The organism is Acidovorax sp. SDU_ACID1, from assembly GCF_045291395.1.
Classification (GTDB): domain Bacteria; phylum Pseudomonadota; class Gammaproteobacteria; order Burkholderiales; family Burkholderiaceae_C; genus MR-S7.
In genome coordinates, this window is sequence record NZ_CP152342.1 from 2,706,720 (window position 1) to 2,722,950 (window position 16,231).

Here is a 16,231-nt window from a genome sequence, read left to right on the forward strand (position 1 = left end):
TTTCATTCCTTCGAGGACGATGCCACGGTGGAGCGCGAGCGCTCCACGAAGCGGTGCGAGAAATACGTGCCCAGGCCCACCACCACCACGGCCAGCACGCCCAGGGCGGCACCCGGCCCGCGGCCCGCGATGCTCTGCATGTAGAGGTAGATGCCGTAGCTCATCGGCGCCTGGCTTTCGCTGGAGGTGAGCAGCAGCGTGGCCGACAGCTCCACCGCCGCCGTGATGAAGCTGGTGACGAAGCCCGCCAGGATGCCGCCCGCCATCAGCGGCACCATCACGCGCCGGATGGTGGACATGCGCGTGGCGCCCAGGCTCTGCGCCGCCTCCTCCAGCGACACGTGCACCTGCTGCAGCGCCGCCATGCACGAGCGCAGCGCATACGGCAGGCGCCGCACCGCGTAGGCCAGCATGATGAGCACCCAGGTACCGACCAGCGGCGTATCGGTGAACGGCAAGTTGACGCCCTTGAACAGGCGCAGGTAGCCGATGGCCAGCACCAGCCCCGGGATCGCCAGCGCCGCCGAGGCCAGGTAGTCCAGCCACTGCCGCGCGGGCAGCTGCGTGCGCAGGATCAGGTAGGCGATGGCGGTGCCGATCACCACGTCCAGCCCGGCGGCCAGCACGCAGTAGAGCAGCGTGTTGCCGATCATGCCGCCCGCGTCGCTGAACACGGTGCCGTAGTGCTCCAGCGTGTAGGCGTCGGGCAGTACCGAGAAGCTCCAGACCTTGGAGAACGACATCAGCAGGATGCCGATGTGCGGTGCCAGCGTGACGGCCAGCACGAACAGGATCCAGCCATAGGCCAGCACCGACTCCCAGGCGGAAAGGCGGCGCTTCTGCAGCGCGTTGCCGCCCTTTTGCATGGTGGCGTAGTCCTTGCCCTTCATGACGCGCGCGGCCAGCCACAGCGCGAGGATGGAGAACACGATCATGATCACGCTGATCACGTAGCCCAGCGGGTCCTCGATGCCCATCGAGGTGATGCGCAGGTAGGCCTGCGGCGCGAGCATGTTGGTCACGCCCATGACCAGCGGCGTGCCCAGGTCGTCGAACACCTTCACGAACACCAGCGCCGCGCCGGCCAGGTAGCCCGGCATGGCCAGCGGAAAGATCACGCGCCGAAAGAGCCGCCAGCCGCGCGCCCCCAGGTTCAGGGCCGACTCTTCCATCGCCCCGTCGATGTTGCGCATGGCCGCCACGAGGTTCAGCAGGATGAACGGGAAGTAGTGGATGCTCTCCACGAAGGTCACGCCCACGAGGCCGTCCATGATGGGAATGGTGAAGCCGAACCAGTCGTTCAGCAGCAGGTTCACCGACCCGCTGCGCCCGAAGATGAGCTGCAGCGCCACGGCGCCCACGAAGGGCGGCATGATGAGCGGCAGCACACCCAGCGTCTGGATCAGGAGCGCGCCGCGGAACTCGAAGCGCACCGTGAGGTAAGCCAGCGGCACCGCGATCAGGCTGGCGAAGAACACGCTGGCCAGCGACACGATGAGGCTGTTGAAGAACGACTCGCGGAACACCCCCTGGCCGAAGAAGTTGCCGAAGTGCCCGAGCGTGAGCCCCCCGCCTCGTTGACGAAGGCCGTGTAGATCACCGTGCCCACGGGCACGATCAGAAAGCACAGCAGAAAGGCCAGGATCAGCCCGAAGGCGATCCACGGCCCCGGCCCGGCCAGGCCGGGCCACGCCAGGCCGCGCCGCGCCAGGCCTGGCCGCGTGGTGGTTGCCTGCATGGCCTGCGCTTACCTGGCGAGGCCGCGCGCTTCGTCGGCCAGCTGGCGTGCGCGCTCGTAGTTTGCGCGGGCCTTGTCGGCCCACATCTGCTCCATGCCCGTGAGCTGCTTGGAGACGGCGACGTCGCGGCGGCTCTTGCGGAACAGCTCCAGGAACTCCTCGTTCTTCACGTTGGCCTCGCCCACCAGCGGCGTATACGCCAGGCTGCGCGCCTGCGCCAGCAGCTCGCTGCCCTTGGCGTTGGGCTTGGCCTTGAGGGCCTTGGCCGCCTCGTGGATGGACTTGGTGGCGGCCTGCAGTTCCTTGAGGCGGAAAGTCACCATCTGGTCGAACAGGCTGATGACCACCGGGTAGCGCGACTCGGACAGTTGCGAGTCGAACTGCACCTTGGCGCGCGCGGCCACCTCCTGCGGCACAGGGTAGCCCGCGGGCGCCTTGAGCATGCTGTAGGGCAGGATGGGCAGGCGGCTGATCTTCGGGTCGAACAGCAGCTGCTGGCCCGGCGCGGACATGGTGAAGGCCATGAACTTCTTGGCCTCGTCGGCGTTCTTCGCGCCTGCGATCAGCGCGATGTTGGCGGGCACCACGGCCGTCATGGCCGGATAGGCAAAGTCCACGGGGAAGCCCGAGTACTTGCCCGCGAGGCCGAAAAAGTCGATCACGATGCCGATGCCGTACTGGCCGTTGTTCACGCCATCGGGCACGGCGAAGCTGCGGTCGGTGACAGCGGCGGCGTTGCCCATCATCTGCAGCATCTGGCCCCAGCCCTTCTCCCAGCCCTCGCCCTGCAGGATGGTCTCCACCGTGAGCTGCGTGGTGCCCGAGCGCGAGGGCGAGGAGATCGCCACGTGGCCGAAGTATTCGGGCCGGGTGAGGTCGCTCCACTCCTTGGGCGCGGGCAGCTTGTGCGCCTGCAGGTAGCGCGTGTTCCACATCATCCCGTAGCCCGCCAGCGCCTGGCCGTAGTACATGCCCTGCGGGTCGTTGAGCGGGTAGTTGCCGATCTTCGCGGGCGCGCTCTTGTTCACCGTGTCGGGCGCGGGCTGCAGCAGCTTGTAGCGCGAAAGCACCTCGAACGCATCGGGCGCGCTGGCCCACATCACGTCGGGGCGCTGGCCCTCGGGCAGCTCGCGCACGTAGGCCACGGACGCGGTGGTGTTCTTGTTCAGGATCTCGATCTTGATGCCGGGGTTGGCTGCCTCGAACGCCTTCTGGTAGGCCGTCGTGAGTTCCTTGGGGAACGAGGTCAGCACCGTGACCGTGCCCGCCTGCGCGCCGATGCAGGCGGCGGCCAGTGCAGCGGCCAGTGCGGCGGCCACAGTCGCCTTGAAAGGGCTGCGTTGCATGGTTGTCTCCTTGTCGTAGTAGGTGTGGCTTGCCACTGTAGGGCTCTGGCGGAGCGCCTGCCAATCATTGTTTCTGATGCCGCGCATCAGCGCGGTGCGGCATCGGGTTTGTACCCATGCGCCTGTGCGACTGCGGCCAGCGCGCAGCCGCGAAATAATCCGCCCCATGTACCAAGTCCAACGCCCTGCCCGCACCGAATCCATCCGCATCCGCACGCTCAACTACCACGTGCGCCTTTGGGGCGAGGCTCGCCCCGACGCCGCCCCGCTCGTGCTGCTGCACGGCTGGATGGACGTGGGCGCGTCCTACCAGTTCGTGGTGGACGCCTTCGGCGCGGCCTTCGCCCAGGGGCGGCAGATCATCGCGCCCGACTGGCGCGGCTTCGGCCTGTCGCTGCCGCCCTCCCCGTGCGACAGCTACCACTTCGCCGACTATCTTGCCGACCTCGACCAGTTGCTGGACCACTACGCCGCCGGCCGCAGCGTGGACCTGGTGGGCCACAGCATGGGCGGCAACGTGGCCATGATGTATGCCGGCGCGCGGCCCGCGCGCATCCGCCGGCTGGTGAACCTGGAGGGCTTCGGCCTGCCCGCCACGCGGCCCGCGCAAGCGCCGGGCCGCTACGCCCAGTGGATGGACCAGATCCGCCAGTGGGAGCGCGGCGAGATGGAGCTGACGCACTACGACAGCGCCGACGGCGTGGCCCTGCGCCTCATGAAGACCAACCCCCGCCTGGCCGGCGACAAGGCCACCTGGCTGGCCCGCCACTGGGCCCGCGAAGGCCGCGACGGGCGCTGGCATATCCTGGGCGAGGCCGCGCACAAAGTCGCCAGCGCCCAGCTCTACCGCGTGGACGAGGCGCTGGCACTGTACGCGGCCATCACCGCGCCCGTGCTGTCGGTCGAGGCCAGCGACGACAGCCTCTCGCGCTGGTGGAAAGGGGTCTACACGCTGGCCGAATACCGCGAACGCCTGGCCCACGTGCGCGACGCGCGCACGGCCGTGGTGCAGGACGCCGGCCACATGCTGCACCACGACCAGCCGCAGGCGGTGGCGGCGCTGATCGAGGATTTTCTTTCTGAATGAAAACCGCCTGTAGCGCATACGGATCAAGCACAAGCAGCTATCAAAAACACAGCAAACCGCTTGAGCGGCTTGCTGTGCCGGGCGCAGTGTCCGTTCAGCCCTGGCGGCGGCGCAGACCCAGCGGGGCCATGGCGGCCAGTGCGGCGCTGGTCAGCAGCAGACCCCATTCGCCCAGGGTGGGAATTGCGGCCACGCCAGCAGGCGCGCTCAGCGTGACCGTGGCAGAAGTCTCCACACAGTTGCCCGGCGCCGCCGTCTCGCACAGCCGGTAGGGCAGCACATAGGTGCCCGGCGGCGTGCCGGGCGCCACGGACACGCCACCGCCCGGCGTCAGCATGAACGCGGCCGGCCAGCCCAGGGGCGTGATGCCGGTGTTGCCCGTGGTGGCACTGCCGCCGCCGAGCGTGTCGTTGCCGCGCAGGCTGGCGATCACCTCGCCCGACGCACCGGGCGGCACTATGGCGGCGTCGGGCGTGGCCGTGATCGGGTTCACGGCGCCGTTCACTACCGAGACGGTGAGCTTGGCGTTCTTGCAGTTGGTGGTGCTGCCCTTCTCGCACAGGCGGTAGCTCAGGTCGTAGTTGCCCACTGCGGCGACGGCCGGGTCCACCGTGGCCACGCCGGTGGCCGGGTCAAGCGTGATACCCGGGGGCCACACGCCCTGGGGACTCACGTCGGTGTTGGCGGGCGTGGCGGCGCTGCCGTCGAAACTGTCGTTGGCCAACAGATCGACGGCGGCCGTCGTGCCGGTCTTCGACACGGCGACGGCGTTGTCGGAGGGCGCGATGGGCTTGGCCGCCGTGGGCGTGACCACCACCTGCACCTTCGCGGGCGAGCAGCTGGCCGGCGTGGTGCGCGTGTCGCACAGTTCGTAGTCCATGTCGTAGGTGGCGGCGACCACGCCGGGCGCCACTGTCACGGCGCCGGTAGCCGGGTCCAGCGCGATGCCCGGCGGCCACGTGCCGGTAGCCGCCACGGTGGCGTTGGCCATGCCGCCATCCACGTAGTCGTTGCCGCGCACGTTGGCGATGGCCGTGCCGCCCACTCCCGCCTGCACTTGGCCCGCGTCATTGCTGGTGGTGAGCATCAGCTTGACGTAGACCTCGCCCGAGTTGTCCATGAAACAGCGGTACGGGCCGCTGACGGCGTAGGAGTCGGTGAAGCCGAAGAACATGCGCGTGGCGCCCGCAGGCACGAGGAAGCTCTGGCGCTGCTCGGCGTTCGTCTCGGAAACGCCGCCGACCACTCCCGCGCCTTTGCGGTCGGAAAGCGTCCCGTCGCCCATGAAGAAAGCGTCGCCCAGCGCATAGGCAGGACTGGCGGCGTTCATGGTGGCGGCCGTAAAGGTCTGCATGGGCTTGGCGGTTCCCGTCGCCACAGGCTCGCCGCCGTCGAGGAATGCAGCACCCAGGATGCCCAGGCGGCCGGCGAATGTCAGCCCGTTGAAGGCGCCTGTGGGGTCGGTGACGTTGCCGGGATAACCGGTCGTTGTGCCGTCGGGCGATGAGTAGGGCCCGCCGGGCGCAGGCGCCGCGCCGCTGTAGGCCACGCCTTCCGTGGAGGTCGCCCGCAACTGCATGGCATGGATGCCGGGGCTAAGGGCCAGATGGGGTGGCAGCTTGCCGTCGCTGCGATAGCCTGCACCCGAACCGCTGTATTGGCAGCTATTGGTGTGAGGCGTGACCGCGCGGCCCGCGAAGAAAAGGTTGCTCTTGGTATCGACCGTGAGCTCCAGCGACGTGACCTGCGCCAAGGCGGGCACGCAGACGGTAGCCAGCAGTGCCGCCAGGGCGGGCCTGGACAAAAAAGAGTGGGTTGGCATGGATTCCTCGGAATGGCGGCCCGGCAAGAGGCCGGTGGGTTCGCATCTGCACTCGGCAGATGGGCAGACCGGAGCCTTGTACCCAAGAAGCGCCACCCGCGCCATGAACGAAGTCTCACAATTTCCGTCAATGACGGAACTGCCCTCAACGGCTGCCAACCAAGCGCAAGCAGCTATTGCTTCAATAGCAACACCACGCTCACCACCGTGGCGCCAGGACACGACTCCACCGTGAACGCGGCGCCCATGCGCTCGGCGCGCGCGGCCATGCTGCGCATGCCCACGGACTGGCCCGCGCGCTGCACGGCCTGCACGTCGAAGCCCACGCCGTCGTCCTCCACGCGCACCGCGAACATGCCGGGCAAAGGCTGGGCGCATTCCACGCACACGCGGCGGGCCTGGCTGTGCTTGATGATGTTGGACAGCGCCTCTTCCACCAGCCGCGTGAGCAGCAGGCACTGCAGCGCGCTGGGGCGCCCGCCCTCCTCCAGCGTGCCCTGCCACTGCGTGGCGATGCGCCATTCGGACGGCACCTCCATCTCATCGAGGATGCGCGTGAAGCGGTGGCGCAGCGGCGCGGCCCACTGCACGGGAGTTTCCGGCACGGCAGCGCCGGCGCTCGACCCGTGGTCGATCACCTGGCGCAGGTCGTCGCGCAGGGTCTTGAGCAGCGACAGCGTGCGCTCGTTGGACAGCGGCTCGCGCGCCTGCTCCAGCAGTGCCATGCCGCGCACCAGGCTCGCGCCCAGGCCGTCGTGCAGGTCGTGCGCAAGCTGCATGCGTTCCTGCAGCTTGGCGTTCTCCAGCGCACGGGTGTGCTCGCGCGCCGATGCCTGCGCCAGCTCGGCCCGCGCGCGGGCCACGCCCTCTTCCAGGGCCCGGCTGAAGCGCTCCACCTTGCGCATCTGCTGCGCCAGCTGCCCGCCCAACAGCAGCATCACCAGCGCGATGACCAGCAGGCCCGAAAGCGCCGCCCAGTTGCGCGCCACCTCCCAGCCGTCCAGCACCGAGAACAGATCGTTCAGCGCCACCAGCACGAACACCAGCCAGCACAGCGCCAGCAGCCGATGCGACACGCGGCGCCCGCTGGCCCGCGGCCGCCAGGCATGCCACTGGAACTGCACGCAGTTGGCCAGGAACACCGCCATCGCCCCCTGCCATACCGCGCCGAACCAGGGCCCCGCCGCCGCGCGCGGCGCCAGCACCGCCGCGCCCGCGCCCAGCGCCGCCAGCGCCCACAGCACGCGCTCCACGCGCGGCAGCCGCTGCCCGCCGAAGCGGAAGGTGAACAGGCACGCGCACAGCACGTAGCAGACCAGCGCCACCAGGCTGAAGCGCCCGCGCGCCAGCGAATCGGGCCAGGGCCACTGCGTTTCGGCGAGGAAGGTGGTGAGGTAGGCCAGCCACGCCAGCGCCATGAGCCCGAACCAGCCATAGGCGCCGCCCCCGCGCGCATTGCGGCGCAGCGCCCACACCAGCAGGAACAGCGCGCCCGCCATGGCGCACAGCACGGCGTTGATGAAATACACGGTGCGCTGGCGCCACAGGCTCTGCGCATGCTGCCCGGCCACCATGTCCGCATCGCCGATGCGCACCGCGCCCAGGCCGGGCGAGAGGGCCGACGGCCCCACGGCACGGACCCACACCGTGTTCACGCCGGGATGCAGGCCGGACGCGGGCAACAGCCACCAGCGCGGCACGTTCCAGCTGCGCGAGAGAGGTTCGGCCAGCGAGGCGTCGCGCCACAGCAGGTCGCCGTTGCTGAACACCTCGCCGGCCACGCTGACGCCGTCGATGCCCAGCGCGACAGGCGCGTCGCCGGCACACCCGCGCTCCCAGTCGATGCGGTACCAGACCGCGCCGCCATGGTTCGGCCAGCGGCGCGTCCACACTTCGGGCAGCGTCACGCTTTCCCAGCCCTGCGCGGGCCGGCCGGCCTCGCCCTCGGCCTTCGCCGCCTGCACCGCGAGGATGCGCGGGGCACAGGCGTCCGGCGCATCCGCCCAGGCCGGCCGCGCTGCCAGCAGCATCCACGCGAGCAGCAGCCACAGCCTCATGCCGCCGTCCTTGCCGCCTCGGGCAGCAGCAGGACCACGCTCACCGCCGTGCCGCCCAGCCCCGACTCCACCTTGAACGTGGCGCCCATGCGCTCGGCGCGCGCGGCCATGCTGCGCATGCCCACGGACAGGCCCGCGCACTGCACGGCCTGCACGTCGAAGCCCACGCCGTCGTCCTCCACGCGCACCGCGAACACGCCGGGCAGGGGCTGGGCGCACTCCACGCGCACCTGCAGCGCCTGGCTGTGCTTGATGATGTTGGACAGGGCTTCCTCCACGAGCCGCGTCAGCCCCAGGCACTGCAGCGCGCTGGGCCGCTCGCCGCCCTCGCGCCACCGCGGGGCGATGCGCCATTCGCTGGCCACGCCCATCTCGTCGAGGATGCGCGTGAAGCGGTGGCGCAGCGGCGCGGCCCACTGCACGGGCGTGGCGGGCGCGGCGGCACCCGCACTCGATCCGTGGTCGATCACCTGGCGCAGGTCGTCGCGCAGCACCTTCAGAAGGGACAGCACGCGCGCGTTGGACAGCGGCTCGCGCGCCTGCTCCAGCAGCGCCATGCCGCGCACCAGGCTGCCGCCCAGGCCGTCGTGCAGGTCGTGCGCGATCTGCATGCGCTCCTGCAGCTTGGCGTTGTCCAGCGCCTGCGCATGCTCACGCGCCAGGGCCTGCGCCAATTCGGCGCGGGCGTGGGCCACGCTCTCTTCCAGCTCGTGGTTGAAGCGCTCGATGCGCCGCATGCTGCCCGCCAGCCGCCCGCCCAGCAGCAACGCCATGACCACCGTGGTGACGGGGCCGGCCACCGACGACCAGGACTGCTCCGCGCGCCAATGCTGCATCACCAGCAGCAGGTCGTGCACGCCCACCACCACGAACACCAGCCAGCACAGCGCCAGCAGCATGTGCTGCACATCACGCCCGCCGGGGCGGGGCCGCCACGCGTGCCACTGGAACTGCAGGCAGTTGGCGAAGAACACCGCCACGAAGCCCAGCCACGCCGCCAGGAACACCGGCGCCGCCGCGTCCTGCGGCGCCAGCAGCACGGCCGCCGCGGCCAGCAGGGCCAGCCAGCGCAGCACCCGCTCCAGCCGGGGCAGGTGCTGCCCGCCGAAGCGCCAGGTGAACAGGCAGAAGCACAGCACGTACAGCACGAAGGCGACGATGTTGAGCCGCGACAGCGCCAGCGTCCCGCCGAACGGCCACGGGCTGGTGGCCAGCAGCGTGAACAGGTACACCGTCCACGCGAGCGACATCAGCGCGTACCAGCCGAACGCGCGCTCCGCCCGGCGCAGGCACCACACCACGCCGAAGAGGCACCCCACCGCCGCCGACAGCCCGGCCGAGAACACGTACACCGTGCGCTGGCGCCACTGCCGCGCCGCCTGCGCCTGGCCCACCTGCGCCGCCGGGCCGATGCGCACGTGGCCCAGCCCCGGCGACAGCGCCGCCACGCCCACCACGCGCACCCACACGGTGTTCACTCCCTCGTGCACGCCCGCCGCGGGCAGCAGCCACCAGCGCGGCGTGTTCCAGCTGCGCGACAGCGGCTCGGCCAGCGAGGCGTCGCGCCACAGCAAGCCGCCGCCCGCGTACACCTCGCCCGCCATGCTCATGCCGTCGATGCCCAGCCCCACCGGATCGCCGGAGGGCGCAGCGCCCGCGCATCCGCGCTCCCAGTCGATGCGGTACCACACCGCGCCGCCGTGGCCGGGCCAGCGCTGGGTCCAGACATCGGGCAGCGTGACGTCTTCCCAGCCTTGCGCGGGCCGCGCGTCATCCACGGCGCGCGCGGCCTGCACGGACAGCACGCGCGGCGCGCAGCCCTCTTGCGCACTGGCGGCCAGCACCCTACCGGGCAGGCACAGCGCCAGCACGGCCGCCAACCACAGCCAGCGCATCAATCCAGCAGCCCCCGCGCCTGCGCCGTGCGCACCGCGCCCACGCGCGTGGACACCGCCAGCTTGCGGTAGATGGCGCGGATCACGCCCTCCACCATGCCGCGCGAGAGCAGCACCTGTTCGGCGATCTCGCGGTTGGACAGGCCGTCGCCCACCAGGCGCAGGATCTGCCGCTCGCGGCCGTCGAGCGCGGGGCCGCCCTCCGCGTCCGCAGCCTCGCCGGGCGCCACCTGGGGCAGCTCGCGCAACAGCTGGCGTGCGATGAACGGGTCGATCGGCGCCCCCCGCGCAGCACGCTGCGGATGGACAGCGACACCTCCACGTCGTCGCGCTCCTTGAGCACGTAGCCCGTGGCCCCTGCGCGCAGCGCGCCCAGGATGGATTCGTGCGTGCCCCAGGCCGAGACGACCAGGATGCCCACGTCCGCATCGCCCGCGCGGATCTCGCGGATCAGCTCCAGTCCGCTGCCGTCGGGCAGCTGCACGTCCACCAGCGCCAGCCGCGGCGGCTGCGCGGCCAGGCAGGCCCGCGCCTGCGCCAGCGAGCCCGCGAACACCAGCGAATCGGTGTAGCCCAGGCTGCCCAGGATCGCCTTGATGCGCCGCTGCAGCAGCGGCTCGTCCTCCACCACCAGCACCGGCACGGGCAGCGCTCCCTCCTCGGGCAAACGCATGAAATACGTCATCGCACACTCACCCCAGCCAGCCCCGTGAACGCGCCTCGCGCACCGCGCCCGTGCGCGAGGACACCGCCAGCTTGCGGTACACGCGCTTGACGTGGCTCTCCACCGTATAGCGCGACAGGAAGAGCTGCTCGGCGATCTCGCGATTGGAGAGCCCATCGGCCACCAGCCGCAATATCTCGCCCTCGCGCTCGCTCAGCGCCTCCTCCAGCCCCTGCGCACCAGGGCCGGGCGCGGGCTGGGGCGCGGGCAGCAGCTCCAGGATGCGCCGCGCGATGAACGGGTCGATCGGCGCCCCCCGCGCAGCACGCTGCGGATGGACAGCTGCACCTCCACGTCGTCGCGCTCCTTGAGCACGTAGCCCGTGGCCCCGGCACGCAGCGCGCCCAGAATCGCGTCCTCCGAACTCCACGCCGACACCACCAGGATGCCCAGCCCCGGGTCCTGCGCACGCAACTCGCCGATCAGCGTGCGCCCGTTGCCGTCGGGCAGCTGCAGGTCCACCAGCGCCAGCGCCACCGGCTGCTCGGCCAGGCACGCGCGCGCCTCGGCCAGCGTGGCGGCGAACACCAGCGCATCCGCCGCATAGCCCAGCCCCAGCAGCACGCCGCGCAGGCGCTGCTGCAGCAGCGGCTCGTCCTCCACCACCAGCACGGGCGCGGGCAAGGCAGGTTCGGCGGAGGCGGAAGGATCGTTCATGGCGCGGCGGCGTAACAGCGGGCAACAGGATGGCGCCATCGTAGGCCACCCCGCCCCGCGCGCGCATCCCTGAAATTGGTGAATTTGAACGCATGCCCGCAAATTACCCAATTTCAGGGATGTTGCAAAAAAGTACGGCCATCTACGATTTCTCACTACCGCAGGCGATTGGAGGCATTGATGGCATCCAGCGCTTGTCCAGCAAGCGCAAGCAGCTATCAAAAAAGGAGTTTTCGTGCCGCCAGTCTACGCCCTGCCTCGCCACCGCCGCACCGTGCTGCTCTCCCTGGCCCTGCTGTGCCTGGGCGGCACGGCGCGGGCACAGGGCACGCCCCCACCTTGCTGCCGCTGGGCATGACGACTGCCACCCTCGCGGGCAACTCCGTGGTGCTGTTCTCCATCGCCGCCGCATTCCCGCCCGCCTCCCAGCAAACCGGCCGCTGCCGTCCCCTGGCCGGCGGCGCCGCGCTCTCGGGCACCAATCCGCCCGTCGTTGCGCTGGCGCCCGGCACGCCCTACACCTGCGAGCTGGAGTTCAGCCGGGGCGGGCCCAGCTCCTCGGCGCGGCCACGCCCCCCGTCGTCATCGCGCCGGACGGCCTGTCCGGGCCCGCCCCCACCGCCGCCGACGCAGTGACCGGGCTGCACGCCACCCCCGCCCCCACCAGCCTGCGCCTAGCATTCACCCCGCCCGCAGCGCCCAGCGCCTCCATCGCGGGCTATGCGGCCGTCTGCATCGACCAGTCCGCCGTCCCGCCCACCCGCTACGTGGCCGCGCTCGGCGTGGGCAGCCCCCTCACCGTGGGCGGCCTGACGCCCAGCACCGGCTACCAATGCAGCGTGCAGCCCTACAACGGCACCGGCATCGCCCCGATGGGCGTCGGCACGCTGTTCACCACCCTGGCCGCGCCCCCGCCCGCTGCGCAGCCCGTGCCCGCACTCTCCGGCTGGGGGCTGCTGCTTATGCCGCTGGCCTTGCTGGGCGCGCTGGCGGGGCGGCGCGGTCTTCAAGCCAAATTAGCCTCCAGCGCTTGATAGTCAAGCGCAAGCAGCTATTGAATTATGAGCAAAAACACTTCTTTCCCCCTGGGGCCACTGGCCACGCTGGCCGGGCTGGCGCTGGCCTGCTGCGGCACGGCGGCGCAGGCGCAGCCCGCCCCCACTGAATGGGTGCTGCCCCCGGCGCCAGCGCGCAGCTGGGCGGCGGCACCGCCGCGCTGGGCTGCGCCAGCCTGCGCAGCGGCGGCGCGCTGCAACTGGACGGCGGCGCGCTGCTGGGCGCGCGCGACGTGCAACTCCAAGCCGGCGCGCTGCTGGCCGTGGGCGCGGGCCATGTGGAGCTGGCGCAGCAGTGGTCGGTGGACGCGGCCGCCAGCGTCACCCTGACCACCGGCCGCGTGGAGCGCAAGGACGCCAGCCCCGGCTGCCCGGCCGTGGGCGCCGTGGGCCAGTTGCTGCCCGGCACGGCACCGCCCCCCGCGCAGCCCGTGGTGATACCCACCCCGCCCGGCGGCGGCGCCAGCCCCGGCACGGCCCAGGTCACCATTGCCGCCGTGGACGCGGGCGGCGCGGCCGCGGCCCTGCCGCCGGGCTGCACGGTCATGCAACTCGCCATCACCCACGCCATCCCGCCCGGCGCGCCCGCCAACGCCAGCTTTCCGCTGGGCGCACTGCGCTTTGCCGCCCAGGGCTGCCCCGGCGCCACGCTGCAGGTCAACGTGACCTACCCCTCCAGCCTGGCGGGCCTGGCGCTGCAAAAGCACGGCCCCTACGACACCGGCACGCCGCAGCCCCAAACCGGCTGGTTCACCCCGCCCAACCTGCAGGTGAACGGCACCACCGTGACCTACACCGTCACCGACGGCGGCGATGGCGACGGCGACGCGCGCGCAGGCTTCATCGCCGACCCCTTCGCCCCCATGCAGCTGCTGGCCGCGCCCGGCCCCGGCGGGCCTGCGGCCATCCCCACGCTGAACGAATGGGGGCTGCTGCTGCTCTCGGCCCTGGCCGCGCTGCTGGGCGCGCGCCGCCTGCGCCCCGCCCCGCGCCGTTTCGACTGAACCCTCGCCCCCCAAACCACCATGCAAAAACACACCTTCTCCCCCTTGCGATCGCTCTGGCCCTGGCTCTGGCCTACGGCGGCGCCGCCGCGCAAAGCAGCGACATGACCCTGACCCCCGCCACCGGCGGCGCCGTGGTGGTGCAGCCCGGCGGCACGCCCGCCCTGCGCGTGCAGCCCGACGGCGCGGTGCAGTTGCCGCTGCTGCCCGGCGCCACGCCCGCCGCCACCGGCACCGCCGTGTGCCACGACGCCAGCGGCACGCTGGTGGGCTGCAGCGTGACCGGCCCCAAGGGAGACAAGGGCGACCCCGGCACCCCCGGTACGAATGGCACCCCAGGCACGAATGGCAGCCCCGGCCTGAAAAGCCTGGTCGCCACCGCTGCCGAGGCTGCCGGCCCCAACTGCGCCGCAGGCGGCGTGCGCGTGGATTCCGGCCTGGACGCCAACGGCAACAGCACGCTGGACGCGGGCGAGATCACCGCCACCCGCTACGTCTGCAACGGCGCGCAAGGCCCCAAGGGCGACAAGGGCGACCCCGGCGCCCCTGGCGCGGGTGGCGCCATCCCCGGCCTGGCCGAAGTGCGCCACGGCTGCTTCGGGGCCGACAGAACCACCCTGAGCGGCACGGACTACGCCGTGGCACTGAACGGCGGCACCTACACCGTCACCTTCACCCCCGCCCTGGGCGCGGGCGCCTACAGCCTGCTGGTGGACGCGCGCACCAGCACGGGCCGCGCGCTGGCCGTCACCGACGGGGGCAGCCCCGCCGCCGGCCTCACCCTCACCCCCGGCTGGCTGGCGCAGGACGGGCCCGAGACCATCACTCGCATCTGCTTCCTGCTGGCCCGCTGACCATGCGCACGCCCTACACCACCCCCTTGCGCCGGGCCGCCTGCGCCCTGGCCCTGCTGGCGGCCTGCGCGGCGGCGCGGGCCGACGCCGAATCCGCCTACTACGGCACGCTCATGCCCATGGCGGGCTTGTCCGGCGGCAGCTGCCCCAATGGCTGGCTGCCCGCCGATGGCCGGTTGCTGGCCATTGCCCAAAACAGCGCGCTGTTCGCCATCCTGGGCACCACCTACGGTGGCAACGGTACCGTCACCTTTGCCCTGCCCAACCTGAACGGGCGCGTTGCGCCGGGCGTGGGCCAAGGCCTTGGGCTGCAGGAGCTGACCCTGGGCCAAGTGGGCGGCAGCAGCAGCACCACGCTCACGCTCCAGCAGCTTCCCCCCACACCCACACCACCAGCACTGCCGCAGCCGCCACCCACGCCACGCCCGCGCCCACGCGCCAGCTGGCCCAGGGGCAGAACGCCGGGCTGTATGCCAGCCCCGGCGCGCCCGGCGGCACCGCCTTCGAGATGGCCGCCGTCACCGGCGCGGCGGGCCAGGCAGCGCCCAGCCCCGTGCCCACGCAGGCCCCCGCCCTCGCCATCCAGTGGTGCATCGCCACGGGCGGAAACGCCATATACCCCCTACGCCCATGAAACCCAACCTGCTCCACGCCACCGCCCTGGCCACGGCCCTGTGCGCCGCCCCCGGCGCCCATGCCCAGCCCTTCATGGGCGAGCTGATGCTGTTTGGCGGCACCTTTTGCCCCGACGGCTACTGGCTGCCGGCCGACGGGCGACTGCTGCCCGTTGCCGGCTACGAACCGCTGTACACCCTGATCGGCACCACCTACGGCGGCAACGGCGTCACCGACTTCGGCCTGCCCGACCTGCGCGGGCGCACGGCCGTGGGCCAGGGCCAGGGCCCCGGCCTGGGCAACCGCGTGATGGGCGAACAGGCAGGTGCCGAGTCCGTCACGCTGACCCAGAACCACATGCCCGCCCACACCCACACCCTGCCCGCCAGCACCGCCCCCGCCACCCACGCCACGCCCGCCACAGGCCGCGTGCCCGCCGCCGCGCAAAACGGCGGGGCCTACGCCGCCGCCGGCAGCCCTGCACCCGGCTCCGCTACCGGCAGCGCGGGCAGCGGCGTGCCGGTCAACCTGCGCAGCCCCTACATGGCCTTGCAGTGGTGCATTGCCGTTCAGGGCATCTTCCCCAGCTTCAATTGACGCGCAGCCCATGAACAGCACCCAAACCCCCTCCAGCGCCCACGCAGCGGTCGCAAGCAGCTATCTTAAAAATAGCAAACCGCGCGCTGCCGCACGGGCCTTGGCCCTGGCCCTGCTGGCCGCCAGCGGCAGCGCGCAGGCGCAAACCCCTTATGTGAGCGAACTGCGCGCCTTCGCCTATCCCCGCTGCCCGCGCAACTGGGCGCCGGCCAACGGAGCGCTGTTGGCCGTGAACACCAACCAGGCACTGTCCGCCCTCTTGGGCGTCAACTACGGCGGCAACGGCACCGTCTTCAACCTGCCCGACCTGCGCGGGCGCACGCCAATGGGCGCGAATGGCGCCACCCTGCCGCGTGGCAGCCAGCCCGGGCAGGAATCCACCACCCTGATAGCCAGCCAGCTGCCCCTGCACACCCACCCCGGCGGCCAGCCCGCCACCACCGCCCCTGCCACCCACGCCGCCCCCGCCGCCCGCGTGCTGGCCCAAACGCAGAACGCGGGCCTGTACGTGGACAGCGCCGACGCCAACACCACGCTGACCACCGCCCCCGCAGGCGCCAACATGCCGCTGCCCACGCGCGAGCCGTACCTGGTCATCAACTGGTGCGTGGCGCTGACGGGCGTGTGGCCGTCATCCCAGTAGCAGATCAAGTTTTTTGGCCTCCAGCGCCCACCAGGCAAGCGCAAGCAGCTCCACTTTCAATAGCAAATTCCATGACCCGCACCCGCTCTGTGTCCGTGGCCGCCGCGCAAACCGTCTATGCGGTGTATGTGGATGT

The 16,231-nt window shown here is 71.4% G+C and carries 13 protein-coding genes and 4 pseudogenes; 9 read left to right on the forward strand and 8 right to left on the reverse strand.

The window, feature by feature from the left end; genetic code table 11:
- Window positions 1-2: 2 nt before the first annotated feature.
- A pseudogene (locus AAG689_RS13335) lies at window positions 3-1,738 on the reverse strand (ABC transporter permease).
- A 9-nt stretch (window positions 1,739-1,747) separates the two neighbouring features.
- Window positions 1,748-3,085, reverse strand: a complete 1,338-nt coding sequence (locus AAG689_RS13340; RefSeq protein WP_406622460.1) for an ABC transporter substrate-binding protein — start codon at window positions 3,083-3,085, stop codon at window positions 1,748-1,750.
- A gap of 166 nt (window positions 3,086-3,251) precedes the next feature.
- Here AAG689_RS13340 and AAG689_RS13345 point away from each other — a divergent pair, with 166 nt between their 5' ends.
- The gene (locus AAG689_RS13345) at window positions 3,252-4,172 is read left to right on the forward strand and encodes an alpha/beta fold hydrolase (RefSeq protein ID WP_406622461.1); all 921 of its coding nucleotides are present in this window, start codon (window positions 3,252-3,254) and stop codon (window positions 4,170-4,172) included.
- A gap of 94 nt (window positions 4,173-4,266) precedes the next feature.
- Here AAG689_RS13345 and AAG689_RS13350 read toward each other — a convergent pair whose 3' ends face one another.
- The 5 genes and pseudogenes from AAG689_RS13350 to AAG689_RS13370 all read right to left on the reverse strand — a co-directional run bounded on the left by AAG689_RS13350 (window position 4,267) and on the right by AAG689_RS13370 (window position 11,327).
- Window positions 4,267-5,994: an IPTL-CTERM sorting domain-containing protein gene (locus AAG689_RS13350; protein WP_406622462.1), complete on the reverse strand. Its 1,728-nt coding sequence runs from the start codon at window positions 5,992-5,994 to the stop codon at window positions 4,267-4,269.
- A 173-nt stretch (window positions 5,995-6,167) separates the two neighbouring features.
- Window positions 6,168-8,051: a sensor histidine kinase gene (locus tag AAG689_RS13355; RefSeq protein ID WP_406622463.1), complete on the reverse strand. Its 1,884-nt coding sequence runs from the start codon at window positions 8,049-8,051 to the stop codon at window positions 6,168-6,170.
- Window positions 8,048-9,946 (reverse strand): 7TM diverse intracellular signaling domain-containing protein, encoded by a 1,899-nt coding sequence (locus tag AAG689_RS13360; protein WP_406622464.1) that lies wholly within the window; start codon window positions 9,944-9,946, stop codon window positions 8,048-8,050. Before AAG689_RS13360 ends, AAG689_RS13355 begins: the two co-directional genes overlap by 4 nt.
- A pseudogene (locus AAG689_RS13365) lies at window positions 9,946-10,619 on the reverse strand (response regulator). The gene AAG689_RS13360 and the pseudogene AAG689_RS13365 overlap by 1 nt, the downstream one beginning before the upstream one ends.
- A 19-nt stretch (window positions 10,620-10,638) precedes the next feature.
- Window positions 10,639-11,327 (reverse strand): annotated as a pseudogene (locus AAG689_RS13370) (LuxR C-terminal-related transcriptional regulator).
- 235 nt (window positions 11,328-11,562) lie between these two features.
- Between AAG689_RS13370 and AAG689_RS13375 the strand changes: the two are divergent.
- The 6 genes and pseudogenes from AAG689_RS13375 to AAG689_RS13400 all read left to right on the forward strand — a co-directional run.
- Entirely contained in the window at window positions 11,563-11,685 is a 123-nt protein-coding gene (locus tag AAG689_RS13375) for a hypothetical protein (RefSeq protein ID WP_406622465.1), read from the forward strand.
- Window positions 11,682-11,963, forward strand: a complete 282-nt coding sequence (locus tag AAG689_RS13380) for a hypothetical protein (protein ID WP_406622466.1) — start codon at window positions 11,682-11,684, stop codon at window positions 11,961-11,963. The genes AAG689_RS13375 and AAG689_RS13380 overlap by 4 nt, the downstream gene beginning before the upstream one ends.
- A complete protein-coding gene (locus AAG689_RS13385) occupies window positions 11,960-12,361 on the forward strand; it encodes a fibronectin type III domain-containing protein (protein ID WP_406622467.1) in 402 nt (133 codons plus the stop codon). The genes AAG689_RS13380 and AAG689_RS13385 overlap by 4 nt, the downstream gene beginning before the upstream one ends.
- A 131-nt stretch (window positions 12,362-12,492) precedes the next feature.
- Window positions 12,493-13,386: an IPTL-CTERM sorting domain-containing protein gene (locus AAG689_RS13390; RefSeq protein ID WP_406622468.1), complete on the forward strand. Its 894-nt coding sequence runs from the start codon at window positions 12,493-12,495 to the stop codon at window positions 13,384-13,386.
- 104 nt (window positions 13,387-13,490) lie between these two features.
- Complete coding sequence (locus tag AAG689_RS13395) at window positions 13,491-14,240, forward strand: hypothetical protein (protein WP_406622469.1); 750 nt, start codon at window positions 13,491-13,493, stop codon at window positions 14,238-14,240.
- Between the two features lie 119 nt (window positions 14,241-14,359).
- Window positions 14,360-14,461, forward strand: a pseudogene (locus AAG689_RS13400) (tail fiber protein); the annotation flags it as partial.
- Between the two features lie 136 nt (window positions 14,462-14,597).
- Here the strand turns inward: AAG689_RS13400 and AAG689_RS13405 are convergent.
- Window positions 14,598-14,855: a hypothetical protein gene (locus AAG689_RS13405; RefSeq protein ID WP_406622470.1), complete on the reverse strand. Its 258-nt coding sequence runs from the start codon at window positions 14,853-14,855 to the stop codon at window positions 14,598-14,600.
- A 15-nt stretch (window positions 14,856-14,870) separates the two neighbouring features.
- On the opposite strand from AAG689_RS13405, the gene AAG689_RS13410 reads away from it, so the two are divergent.
- Together AAG689_RS13410 and AAG689_RS13415 are read left to right on the forward strand one after the other, a co-directional pair.
- Window positions 14,871-15,452, forward strand: a complete 582-nt coding sequence (locus tag AAG689_RS13410; protein ID WP_406622471.1) for a phage tail protein — start codon at window positions 14,871-14,873, stop codon at window positions 15,450-15,452.
- 100 nt (window positions 15,453-15,552) lie between these two features.
- Window positions 15,553-16,095 carry a phage tail protein gene (locus AAG689_RS13415; RefSeq protein WP_406622472.1) on the forward strand — a complete coding sequence of 181 codons (543 nt, stop codon included), beginning with the start codon at window positions 15,553-15,555 and terminating at the stop codon, window positions 16,093-16,095.
- Window positions 16,096-16,231 lie beyond the last annotated feature (136 nt).